This is a genomic window from Streptomyces sp. NPDC091287 (assembly GCF_044768525.1).
In the GTDB taxonomy this organism is placed as follows: Bacteria; Actinomycetota; Actinomycetes; order Streptomycetales; family Streptomycetaceae; genus Streptomyces.
Genome location: NZ_JBIVUV010000023.1, coordinates 84,782 through 96,542, shown reverse-complemented (window position 1 = coordinate 96,542; position 11,761 = coordinate 84,782). Strand labels below are relative to the sequence as shown.

Annotated in this window: 5 protein-coding genes; 1 reads left to right on the top strand and 4 read right to left on the bottom strand. The window is 73.4% G+C overall.

Features of this window, described 5'->3' with window-relative positions; all coding sequences use genetic code 11:
* Window positions 1-126 precede the first annotated feature (126 nt).
* Complete coding sequence (locus ACIQRW_RS32570; protein WP_403767273.1) at window positions 127-825, bottom strand: TetR family transcriptional regulator; 699 nt, start codon at window positions 823-825, stop codon at window positions 127-129.
* Window positions 826-899: 74 nt separating this feature from the next.
* On the opposite strand from ACIQRW_RS32570, the gene ACIQRW_RS32565 reads away from it, so the two are divergent.
* Window positions 900-3,068, top strand: coding sequence for an MMPL family transporter (locus tag ACIQRW_RS32565; protein WP_403767271.1), 2,169 nt, complete (start codon window positions 900-902; stop codon window positions 3,066-3,068).
* A gap of 251 nt (window positions 3,069-3,319) precedes the next feature.
* Here the strand turns inward: ACIQRW_RS32565 and ACIQRW_RS32560 are convergent, their stop codons facing one another.
* The 3 genes from ACIQRW_RS32560 to ACIQRW_RS32550 form a co-directional block, all read right to left on the bottom strand.
* The gene (locus tag ACIQRW_RS32560) at window positions 3,320-3,559 is read right to left on the bottom strand and encodes a DUF5988 family protein (protein ID WP_215109728.1); all 240 of its coding nucleotides are present in this window, start codon (window positions 3,557-3,559) and stop codon (window positions 3,320-3,322) included.
* Between the two features lie 87 nt (window positions 3,560-3,646).
* Window positions 3,647-4,423, bottom strand: a complete 777-nt coding sequence (locus ACIQRW_RS32555; RefSeq protein ID WP_403767268.1) for a thioesterase II family protein — start codon at window positions 4,421-4,423, stop codon at window positions 3,647-3,649.
* Between the two features lie 172 nt (window positions 4,424-4,595).
* A complete protein-coding gene (locus tag ACIQRW_RS32550; RefSeq protein ID WP_403767425.1) occupies window positions 4,596-11,732 on the bottom strand; it encodes a type I polyketide synthase in 7,137 nt (2,378 codons plus the stop codon).
* Window positions 11,733-11,761: the final 29 nt, after the last annotated feature.

Below are 11,761 nucleotides of genomic sequence, written 5' to 3'. Positions count from 1 at the left end.
GCGGGTACCGGCGGCACGGCCCCCGTGGTCTCCCCCGGCCACACCCCCAGACTTTCCCGGGGGTCCCCGGCGCGGTCGCCCCCGGGGGTGGGGACGCCGCCGGCCTCCGGGGCGGCCGGCCCCGCGTCAGACGGCCGGCTGCCCGGGGCCGGGGCGAGCAGCGCCGAGGGTACCGATGCCGCGCAGGGCCACGGTGGCCGCGGTGCCGATCGCGTCGAGGAGTTCGCCGGGGGCGGGGTCGTCCGGCAGCACGGTGAGCGCGGTGTTGACGAGGGCTCCGACGAGCGCTCCGACGGCGGCGGCCGCTTCCGCCGGGGTGATCTCGTCCGGGAAGGTGCGCTGCAGGGCTTCGGTGAGTGCGCGCTGGGCACCGGTGATCCGGCGCATGGCGCCCGCCTGGAGCGCGGGTGTGGAGAGCACCAGGCGGATGCGCCGGGAGGCGAGCTCGCCGGAGAGCTCCTGCTCGGCGGCCCCGGTGTCGACCGTGTCCCGCAGGGCGCGCAGCAGCGCGTCGGCGGGCCTCTCGCCGGTTCTGCGCTCCGTCACGCGTCGTACGGCGTCATCGATCCGCAGGCCGGTCTCGGCGAAGAGGATGTCCTCCTTGCTGGGGAAGTACGCGAAGAAGGTGCGGGTGGAGACCTCGGCCGCGGCGGCGATCTCGGCGACCGTCGTCTCGTCGTACCCCTTGGCGTACATGAGTTCCACCGCGGCGGCGATCAGCGTGGCCCGTGTCCGCTGTTTCTTGCGTTCGCGCAGCCCAGGGGCGGGAGTCTGCTCGCCGGACTCGGTGGTGTGCGGAGCGATGGTGGCGGGGACGTCTGTCATGCGCACATTTTATCTACAGCTGCCGCATATTCGCACGCGTTGAAAAATTACATCGAGTGCGATTTGATGGATCCATGGAACGCTTACTGGAACGGCTCGGTGCGCTCTGCGCCCGGCGCCCGTGGCGCACGATCTCCGCCTGGCTGCTGATGGCCGCGGCCCTGCTGGTCGTCGGGCAGGCCGCCGGCAGCACCTTCGTCAACGATTTCCGGGTGCCGAACGCCGAGTCTCAGGAAGCCACCGACGTGGCTCGTGAGCACTTCCCGGACTTCGGTGTGGTCAACGCCCAGGTCGTCTGGAAGGCGCCCGAGGGCAAGCTGGAGGACCCGGCGAACACCGCGGCCGTCCAGCGGATGCTCACGGACATCCGGGAACAGCCCGACGTGGCGGGCGTGGATGATCCCTTCCCCAGTCCCGACGGGGAAGCCGCCATGGTCAACGTGGACTACGACAAGGAGCTGGGCGAGCTCGACGCCTCGCACTACGAGCGGCTGCGGGAGGCAGCCGAGCCGGCTCAGAAGGCCGGTCTCACCGTGGAGTTCCGCGGCATGGTGGTGGACCTCGGCACCGAACCGTCCACCAGCGGCGCCGAGATCATCGGCGTGGGCACGGCGCTCATCGTCCTGATCGTGGCCTTCGGCTCGGTCGTCGCCGCCGGTCTGCCGCTCGCGGTGGCGCTCATCGGCATCGCCGCCGGCACCGCGCTGGTACTGCTGGTCAGCCTGGTGATGGACATCCCGACCTCGGCACCGATCGTGGCCGTGATGCTCGGCCTGGGCGCGGGCATCGACTACGCCCTCTTCGTGCTCAGCCGCTTCCGCGTCGAACTGGCCCACGGGCACCCACCGGTGAAGGCCGCTGGGCACGCCACGGCGGCGGCGGGACACGCTGTGGTGTTCGCCGGCGGGACCGTCGTCGTCGCCATCCTCGGCCTGATGTTCGCCGGTATCCCCTTCATCGGCGCCATGGGTATCGCGGGAGCGCTGACGGTGGGCGTGATGGTCGTCGCCGCGGTGACGCTGCTCCCGGCCCTCCTCGGTCTGCTCGGCCACCGGGTGGACGCCCTCCCCGTGCCGCGGCTGCGCCGGCGCGGTAAGCCCCGGCCGGCGCCCGACGACGAGGACACCCTGACGTACCGCTGGGGCAGCCATGTGCAGCGGCACCGGGTGCAGTACGCGGTGGGCTCCACCGCCGTCCTCCTGCTGCTGACGATTCCCGTGCTGGGGCTGCGCCTCGGAACGCCCGACGACGGCATCCAGCCCGCCGAACTCACCCAGCGCCAGGCGTACGACCTGGTCGCCGAGCACTACGGGCCGGGCTGGAACGCCCCGTTGGTCATCACCGTCGAGGGCGCCGACGAGGCCGGACTGGGCCGGCTCAAGGACGCGCTGGAGGCGGACGAGGAGGCGGAGACCGTCATGCCGCCCGCGCCCAGCGAGGACGGCAAGGCCGCCGTGGTAACCGTGATCCCGCGGCACGCACCGCAGGACGAGCAGGTCAGCGAGCTGGTGCACCGCATCCGCGACGACCTCGCCCCCCAGGCGCTCGGCCCGGCCGGCGGCACGGCGATGGTCGGCGGCGCGACCGCCGTGGTCATCGACATGGCGGACGTGGTGGGCGAACGCCTGCCATGGGTGATCCTCGCGGTGGTCGGCGCCGGAATGCTGCTGCTGTACGGCATGTTCCGGGCTCCGCTGATCGCGCTCAAGGCCGCGGTGATGACGCTGCTGTCGATCGGCGTCTCGTTCGGGGTCATCATCGCGATGTTCCAGTGGGGCTGGGGCCTGGACCTGCTGGGCCTGGACAAGACGGTGCCCATCATGTCGGCCGTGCCGATGCTGCTGTTCGCGGTCCTGTTCGGACTCTCCATGGACTACGAGGTGTTCCTGCTGTCGGCCGTCCGGGAGGCGTACGACCGTGACGGGAACGCGCAGCGGGCCGTGGTGCAGGGCATCGGTTCGACGGCCCGGGTGATCACCACGGCGGCCATCATCATGGCGGTGGTCTTCCTCAGCTTCGTCTCGGTACCGGAGACGCTGATCCAGATGATCGGCATCGGACTGGCGACAGCCGTGATCATGGACGCGACCGTGATCCGGATGGTGCTGGTGCCGGCCGTGATGAGCCTGATGGGCGACCGGGCGTGGTGGCGGCCGGGGATGAGCCGGACCGGGAAGGCACAGAAGCCGGAGAGCGTGGAGAAGGCGGAGAAGCCGGAACCGGCGACGGCCGGCGAGAGCTGACGGGCCCGCCGCGACCGCGGCGACACACAGGGAGGGGCCGGGCCCGGACGGGCCCGGCCCCTCCTGACGTCACAGAGGACGCAGGTTCACGCGGCGCAGATTCGCGCGGCGCAGATTCACTCGGTCCCGGCTCCCTCGGTGCCGGTTCACTCCGTGCCGGGCAACTCGGTGCGGGTTCACGCCGTCCCGGTTCACGCCGTCCCGGTTCACGCCGTCCCGGTTCACGCCGTCCCGGTTCACTCCGTGCCGGTTCACTCGGCGACGTAGGTGCGACGCGACCACTCGAACACCCTCAGCCGCACCCCCTCCTGCTCCACGGTCTCGGCCGTCGGGAGGAAGTGCTCGTAGGCATTGCCGAAGAGCACCTTCAGGTTTCCCTCGACGTCGGTCTCGTAGCGGGTGCGCTGCTCGTCCGGCAGCCAGGCCGGACCGCCGCGCAGGACGATGTTGGGCGCGTGCGCGGGCAGGACCTCGGGCTGGGCTGAACTCATACGGCATCACTCTCCGTCTCGGATGGTGGGGATGTGGGGGGGGGTGGGATGGGGTGCGCGTCCGACGGGCGCCGGCCGCGCGGCACGTCAGCGCGGTTCCGCGCCGAACGCCGTCAGACAGGTGCGTACCGCCGCGCCGACGGCGGGCCACTGGTCCCCGAGGTAGAAGTGGCCGCCGGGGAAGGTGCGCAGCGTGAAGGCACCGGTGGTGTGCTGTGACCAGGCGCGGGCGTGGTCAGCGTCGACCCGCGGATCGGCGTCGCCGACCATCACGGTGACGGGACAGTCCAGTTCGCGCCCGGGGACATGGCGATACGTCTCGACCGCCGTGTAGTCGGCGCGCAGGGGCGGCAGGATCATTTCGCGGACCTCCGCGTCGTCCAGCAGGCTCGCGGCGGTGCCGCTCAGCGCCCGCACCTCCGCGACCAGGCCGGAGTCCTCCCGCAGATGGACGGTCTCCTCGACGAGTACGCCGGGGGCGCGGCGCCCCGACGCGATCAGCCCGAGCGGCCCCGCGCCGGTCTCCCGCTCCAGCCGGCGGGCCACTTCGTAGGCGATGACCGCGCCCATGCTGTGCCCGAAGAAGACGTAGGGCAGGTCGGTCCATTCCTCCAGTTCCTTGCGGACGCCGTCCACGAGGACGGCGAGATCGGACGGCGGGGCCTCGGCCCGGCGTTCCTGGCGGCCCGGGTACTGCACGCCGAGGACCTCGGCCGTGGGCCCGAGCGCCCGGTGCAGCGGGTGGTAGAACGAGGCCGACCCACCGGCGTGCGGGAAGCAGACCAGACGGACTCCGGGTGGGGTGGCCGAGGCGGGGGCGAACCTGCGGATCCACAGGTCCGTGTGCGTGTCGGTGGACGGCATGGGCGGTGGTGCCTCCTGGTTGTCGTGCGCGTCGTGCGTCCTGCGTCCTGCGTCGTGCGTCCTGCTAATTGCGTGTCGAGAGTCGCGTGGTGCGTGTTGCCTGCTGCGTCGTGCGTGGTGCGGCCCCCGCCGGTGCCCGTCGGTGCCGGCACCGGCGGGGGACTGGGGAGGGTCAGTCGGCCGCGGTCCCGGGCGAGGCTCCGGCGGTGGCCCCGGCCGTGAAGAGGTGCACCGGGGTGCGCAGCCAGTAGCCGGAGCGCTGGAACGGGTAGGTCGGCAGGTCGGCCAGACGGTGTGTGGCCTCGCCGCAGACCCGGTCCCAGGCGACGGCGGCACCGAGCGTGTGCAGCCGGGCGAGTGCGGCCGGCACGGCGGCTGCCGTGCCGTCTCCGGTGACCGGCAGCGGGACGCGGTCCGTCACCGGCTCCGACGGCAGGGCGCCGCCGAGGTCGAGGACGACGGCCCCGGCGGGTGCCGCACCGCTGCCGCCGTCCCAGGCGGCAGCCCAGTAGGCGGCCGACCCCGGTTCCACGCCCTCGGCGTCGACCGGCGGCAGTGCGGTCCCGGGCGGCGGCGGGGTCAGCGCGGCGACGGCGGCCTCCAGGTTCTCGCCCGTGCCGAGGGCGAGCACGAGCCGTGCCGCCTCGTCCTCGTCCAGTGCCCCGGCCGCGACGGCCGCGGCCACCGCCCCCGGGCCCTGCCCGGTGGTGGCCACCGGCCGTACGCCCCAGGAGGACAGCTGCCGGAACAGGGCGAGCCCGAACGCGTAGGACGCGGCGTGCACGGTCGCCGGTGCGGTCGCGACCGCACCGGGGCCGGCCATGCCGGACGCGCCGGCACCGGGCTCGGGCCCGTCGGCCGTGCCGGGGGTTTCGGCCAGCAGCAGGTCGAGCGGTGACTGCTCCAGCAGCGGTTCGAGCCGGGCGCAGAGCGCGTCGAGCGCGTCGGCGAACTCCGGCAGGGCGGCATGGAGCCGGCGTGCCGCGCCCGGGGGCACGGGTGAACCGCCGAAGGTGACGGCGACCGGCCGGTCGCCGGTGGCCGGCGTTCCGAGGATCACGGAGTCACCCTCCTGTCCCCGTTCCACGGCGGCCAGGCCGTCGAGGAGCGCTTCCCGGTCGGCTGCGAGGACTACGGCCCGGTCGGTGAAGGCCGAGCGGCCCACCGCCTGGGTCCACGCCACGTCGGCGACGTCGGTGCCGGGCCGCGCGGTGAGGTGCGCGCGCAGCCGGGCGGCCTGCTCGCGCAGCGCCTCCGCGCCGCGCGCCGACAGCACGACGGGCGCCACGGGCAGGCCGCCTGTGCGGCTGCCCCGCGCGGAGGGTTCGGCGTCGTCGGCGGCGGGCTGTTCGAGCAGGACGTGGACCTTGGTGCCGCTGGCGCCGAAGGACGACACCCCGGCGCGGCGGGCCCGGCCGGTCTCGGGCCACGGGGTGCTCTTCTGCACCAGCCGCACTCCCCCGGTCTCCCAGTCGACATGGCTGCTCGGCTCGTCCGAGTGCAGGGACCGGGGCAGGCTGCCGTGCGTCAGGGACAGCACCGTCTTGATGACGCCGATGACGCCCGAGGCGGCCTGCGGGTGGCCGATGTTGGACTTGACCGTGCCGAGCCAGAGCGGCCTTGCCGGGTCGCGGTCCTGTCCGTAGACCGCCATCAGTGCCTGCGCCTCGATCGGGTCGCCGAGGGCGGTCCCGGTGCCGTGTCCCTCGACCACGTCCACGTCGGCGGGCGCGAGACCCGCGTTGGCGAGGGCCTGCCGGATGACCCGCTGCTGGGAGGGGCCGTTGGGCGCGCCGATGCCGTTGCCGGTGCCGTTGTGGTTGACGGCGCTGCCCCGGATCACGGCCAGGACGCGGTGGCCCCGGGCGCGGGCGGTCGACAGGCGCTCGACCAGCAGCATGCCGGCGCCTTCGCCCCAGCCGGTGCCGTCGGCGCCTTCGGCGTACGACTTGCAGCGTCCGTCACTCGCCGCGCCGATGCCCATGTCCGGCGAGACAGCCGGGTTGGCGAGCACGGACGCCCCGCCCGCGAGCGCCTGTTCGCACTCGCCGCTGCGGACCGACTGGCAGGCGAGGTGCAGGGCGAGCGCGGAGGAGGAGCAGCCGGTGTCGAGGGTGAGCACCGGCCCTTCGAGGCCGAGCGCGTAGGCGATCCGGCCGGCGGCGAGCGCCGGGGAGATGCCGCCGCTCAGATACGGCCGGGTCGCCTCGGGGACCTCCTGCATGCCCGTCCAGTAGCCCTGCGAGAAGGTGCCCAGGAAGACGCCGACTGATTGGCCGCGCAGGGAGCCCGGCGCGGTGCCGGACCGCTCCAGGGTCTCCCAGGCCAGCTCCAGCAACAGCCGGTGCTGCGGGTCCATGGCGAGGGCCTCGTCGTCGCCGATACCGAAGAACGACGCGTCGAACCGGGAGGCGTCCCTCAGGAAGCCGCCCTGTCGCACGTACTGCATGCCGGGTACGTCGATCCCGGCCGTGACCAGGGCCTCGACGTCCCAGCCCCGGTCGTCGGGAAGCCCGGCGACGGCTTCGCGTTCCTCCACGACCAGCTGCCACAGGTCCTCGGGCGTGTCGACGCCTCCGGGCAGTCGGCAGCCCATGCCGACGACGACCACCGGGTCGTTCGCGTCGGCGTCCGCCACGGAACGGGAGACGGGCGCGGCGGGGCTGGGCCCGCCGTCGGTCCCGGTGGTCTCGTCGCCGAGGAGCGTGCCGCGCAGGTGCGCTGCCAGGTCGCGGGGCGTGGGGTGGTCGAAGACCACCGTGGCGGGGAGGGTGACACCCGTCGCCGCACCGAGCCGGTTGCGCAGCTCGACGGAGGTGAGCGAGTCGAACCCCAGCTCCCGGAAGGGCCGTTCGGCGTCCAGGGCGTCGGGCGACGCGTGACCGAGGACGGCGGCGGCGTGCGTACGCACCAGGTCGACCAGCGCCCGTTCGCGTTCCGCCCGCGGCAGCGCGGCCAGGTCGCGGGCGGCCGGGAGGCCGCCCCCGGTGTCGTCGGCGACGGGCTCGTGCCGCGCGGACCGCAGCAGACGCCGTACGTCCTCCAGTTCCCGCAGGAACGGACGTGTCCGGCTCTCCGCACCGTGGGCCGCACCGGCGGCGATGCGGTCCCATTCGATCAGCGCGAGCGCCACCACGGTCTCGTCGTGGTCGAGGACGTGCTGGAGGGCGCGCAGCGCGGTATGCGGCTCGATCTCCGAACCGCCGCGCCGGCGGAGCTGCGCCTCGGCGGTGCCGGAGGCGATGCCGCCGCCGGACCAGTGCCCCCAGGCGACGGAGGTGGCGGGCAGACCCTGCGAGCGCCGGGCACGGGCCAGCGCGTCCAGATAGGCGTTGCCGGGGGCGTAGTTGCCCTGCCCGGCCACGCCGAAGGTGCCGGCGAAGGACGAGAAGAGGACGAACGCCGTCAGCTCGGCGTCACGGGTCAGCCCGTCGAGGTGGTGCGCACCCCGCGCCTTGACGTGCAGGACGCGGTCGAGCTGAGCGGGTGTCAGGGCGTCGACGATCGCGTCGTCCAGCACGGCGGCCGTGTGTACGACTGCCCGCAGGGGCAGGTCCTCGGGCACGCTGTCGAGCACGCGGGCGAGGGCGTCGCGGTCGGCGACGTCGCAGGCGACGAGGGTGACCCTGGCGCCCAGACCGGTGAGTTCGCGCTCCAGTTCGGCGGCGCCGGGTGCGTCCGGTCCACGCCCGCTGAGCAGCAGCAGATGCGGCGCGCCCTGGGCGGCGAAGTGGCGGGCGACATGCCCGCCGAGCGCCCCGGTGCCGCCGGTGACGAGCACGGTACCCTCGGGCCGCCAGGAGCGCGGCTCCCGCCCGTCGCCCCAGGGCGCCCGGACCAGGCGGTGGGCGAGAACCCCCGACCGGCGTACCGCGACCTGGTCCTCGTCGTCCGTCCCACCGAGTACGGCGGCGAGCCGGGCCAGCGCCCGTGCGTCCGGGTGCTCGGGCAGGTCGACGAGTCCGCCCCAGCGGTGCGGGTTCTCCTCGGCCACGACCCGGCCGAGCCCCCAGACCTGGGCCTGGGAGGGGCTGGTGAGCGGATCGGACGGGGCGGTGGAGACCGCGCCGCGGGTCGCGCACCACAGGGGCGCGTCGATCCCGGCGTCCCCGAGCGCCTGCACCAGGGTGAGTGTTCCGGCCAGCCCGGCCGGGGTGGAGGGGAGGCCGGGCAGCGGGTCCTCGGCGAGCGCCAGCAGCGACAGCACTCCGACGACGTCCGTGACACCCGCTCGGGCCGCGGAGAGCAGCGCCGTGTGCTCCGCGCGGGCGGCGCCCGGGTGGAGGGCGACGCGGAGCGTGTCGGCCCCGGCGTCGTGCACGGCCGTCTCGACGGCTTCGGCCCAGACGCCCGCGCGGTCCGAGGCCGATTCGGGGACGACGAGCAGCCAGGTACCCGAGAGCACGGCCTCCGGCGTGGCGACGGGCCGCCAGGCGGTCTTGTAGCGCCAGGAGTCGATCACGGACTCCTCACGGCTGCGCCGCCGCCAGGACGCGAGGGCGGGGAGGAGGGCGCTCAGATCCTCGCCCTCGGGGTCGAGGTCGAGGGAGGCGGAGAGCGATGCGGCGTCCCCCCGCTCGACGGCCTCCCAGAATCCGGCCTCGGCCGCGTCGGCGGACCTGGGTTCGGGTGCGTCGGACTCTCCCCCCTCCAGCCAGTAGCGGGTTCCCCGGAAGGGGTAGGTGGGCAGCTCGGCAGGTTCCGCGCCGCCGAGGAGCGGGGTCCAGTCGATGGACAGGCCGGCGACGAAGGCCTCGGCGAGCGACGTGACGAAGCGGTGTGCTCCGCCGTCGTCGCGCCGGAGGGAACCGACGGCTCCGGTGGCGCCGGAGTCCTGGATCCCCACGGCGAGGACGGGGTGGGCGCTGCACTCCACGAAGGCCGACAGTCCGTCGGCTATCAGTGCTTTCGTCGTCGCCTCGAACTCGACCGTCTGCCGCAGATTCCGCACCCAGTAAGCGGCGTCCAGAACCTCGGTGTCCAGCAGACCACCGGTCACCGTGGAATAGAACGGAACCGTCGCCGAACGCGGCGTAATCGGGGCCAGAACGTCAAGGAGTACGTCTCGGATCGACTCGACGTGCGAGGAGTGCGAGGCATAGTCCACCGCGATACGCCGGACCCGAACCTCCTCACCCTCCAAGCCTGCCAGCAGCTCGTCGAGCGCGGACGGCTCACCCGAAACGACCGTGGAGGAAGGCCCGTTGACGGCGGCGACCGCCAGACGGTCACCGAACCGCTTAAGCCGTTCTCGTACGGTCTCGGCGGGCAGCGCGATCGACGCCATCCCACCCCGGCCCGCGAGACGCTCACCGATCACCCGGCTGCGCTCAGCAACGATCCGGGCACCGTCCTCCAACGACAACGCACCCGCCACCACAGCCGCAGCGATCTCCCCCTGCGAATGACCCACCACCGCAGCCGGCACCACACCGAACGACTCCCACAACCGAGCCAGCGACACCATCACCGCCCACGACGCAGGCTGCACCACATCAACCCGGGCCAGATCACCCGCCAACTCCACCCGCAGATCCCACCCCACGAACGGGGCAAGCGCCGCAGCACACTCGCGCAGGGACTTATCGAACACCGGGAAGGCATCGGAGAGTTCCAACCCCATCCGCGACCACTGCGCCCCCTGCCCCGGGAACACGAACACCGCCTTCCCCGGACCGCTCGACGCACCCATGACCACCGCCGCGTGCGGCTCACCCGCCGCGACCGAAGCCAGACCGGACAGCAGAGCCGAACGATCGGCCCCCACCACCACCGCGCGCTGGTCGAGGAACGTGCGGTGGGAGGCGAGAGTGGCAGCGGTAGCGGCCGTCGTTAGTTCCGGGCGGCGCTCCACGTGGGCCCGCAGCCGGTCGGCCACGGTGCGGAGCTGCTGCGCGTCCGGCGCCGAGACGATCCACGGCAGCACGGAGGACGGGGAGCCCGCCGGGCGTTCGGGGTCCGGCACGGTCGGAGCCTGTTCGAGGATCACGTGGGCGTTGGTGCCGCTGACGCCGAAGGAGGAGACGGCGGCACGCCGGGACTCCCCCGTCTCGGGCCACGGCTCGGCCTCGGTGAGCAGGGAGACGGCTCCGGACTCCCAGTCGACGTGCGTGGACGGCCTGTCGACGTGCAGGGTCTTCGGCAGGGTGCCGTTGCGCAGCGCCATGACCATCTTGATCACACCCGCCACACCGGACGCGGCCTGCGCATGGCCGATGTTGGACTTGATCGAGCCGAGGCGCAGTGGCCGTTCCGTGCTCCGGCGGCGGCCGTAGGTGGCGAGGAGGGCCTGCGCCTCGATGGGGTCGCCGAGGGTGGTGCCCGTTCCGTGCGCCTCGACGGCGTCCACCTGGTCGACGGTCAGGCGTGCGTTGTCGAGGGCCTGGCGGATGACGCGCTGCTGCGAGGGCCCGTTGGGGGCGGTGAGACCGTTGGACGCACCGTCCTGGTTCACGGCCGAACCCCGCACCACCGCCAGCACCCGGTGCCCGTTGCGGACGGCGTCCGAGAGCCGTTCGACGAGGAGGACCCCGACGCCCTCGGCCCAGCCGGTGCCGTCGGCGGCATCGGCGAACGCCTTGCAGCGCCCGTCGGGGGAGAGTCCCCCCTGGCGGCTGAACTCGGCGAAGACTCCTGGGTCGGACATGACCGTGACGCCGCCGGCGAGGGCCATGGTGCACTCGCCCTGCCGCAGGGCCTGCACGGCGAGGTGCAGGGCGACCAGCGACGACGAGCACGCGGTGTCGACGGTCACGGCCGGCCCTTCGAGACCGAAGGCGTAGGCCACCCGGCCGGAGACCACGCTGGTGGCGAGGCCGGTCAGGGTGTAGCCCTGGATCTCCTCCGGGGCGTCCTTGAGACCGGCACCGTAGCCAGGGGTTCCCGATCCGATGAAGACGCCGGTGCGGCTGCCCTTGAGCGTGTCGGCGTCGATGCCGGCGCGCTCCACGGCCTCCCAGGCGGTCTCCAGCAGCAGCCGCTGCTGGGGGTCCATCGCGAGGGCCTCACGGGGAGAGATGTGGAAGAACTCGGCGTCGAACTCCCCTGCGCTGTGCACGAATCCGCCTTCGCGGACATAGCTCGTGCCGCCTCGGGAGGAGTCCGGGTCGAACAGGGCGTCGAGGTCCCAGCCGCGGTCGGCCGGGAAGGCCGACATGGCGTCGGCCTCGTCGGCGACGAGGTGCCACAGGTCCTCGGGGCTCCGTACGCCTCCCGGGTAGCGGCAGGCCATGCCCACGATGGCGACGGGCTCACTCTGAGCGGCCGTCAGTTCCTTGTTGCGGCGGCGCAGTTCTTCCGCCTCTGTCAGCGACGCCCGAAGTGCTGCGACGAGTTTGT

What these genes read in the sequence shown, in the direction of transcription:
- ACIQRW_RS32565 (WP_403767271.1), top strand. Translation starts at nt 900, where the DNA reads ATGGAACGCTTACTGGAACGGCTCGGTGCGCTCTGCGCCCGGCGCCCG.
- ACIQRW_RS32555 (WP_403767268.1), bottom strand. Translation starts at nt 4,423, where the DNA reads ATGCCGTCCACCGACACGCACACGGACCTGTGGATCCGCAGGTTCGCC.
- ACIQRW_RS32560 (WP_215109728.1), bottom strand. Translation starts at nt 3,559, where the DNA reads ATGAGTTCAGCCCAGCCCGAGGTCCTGCCCGCGCACGCGCCCAACATC.
- ACIQRW_RS32570 (WP_403767273.1), bottom strand. Translation starts at nt 825, where the DNA reads ATGACAGACGTCCCCGCCACCATCGCTCCGCACACCACCGAGTCCGGC.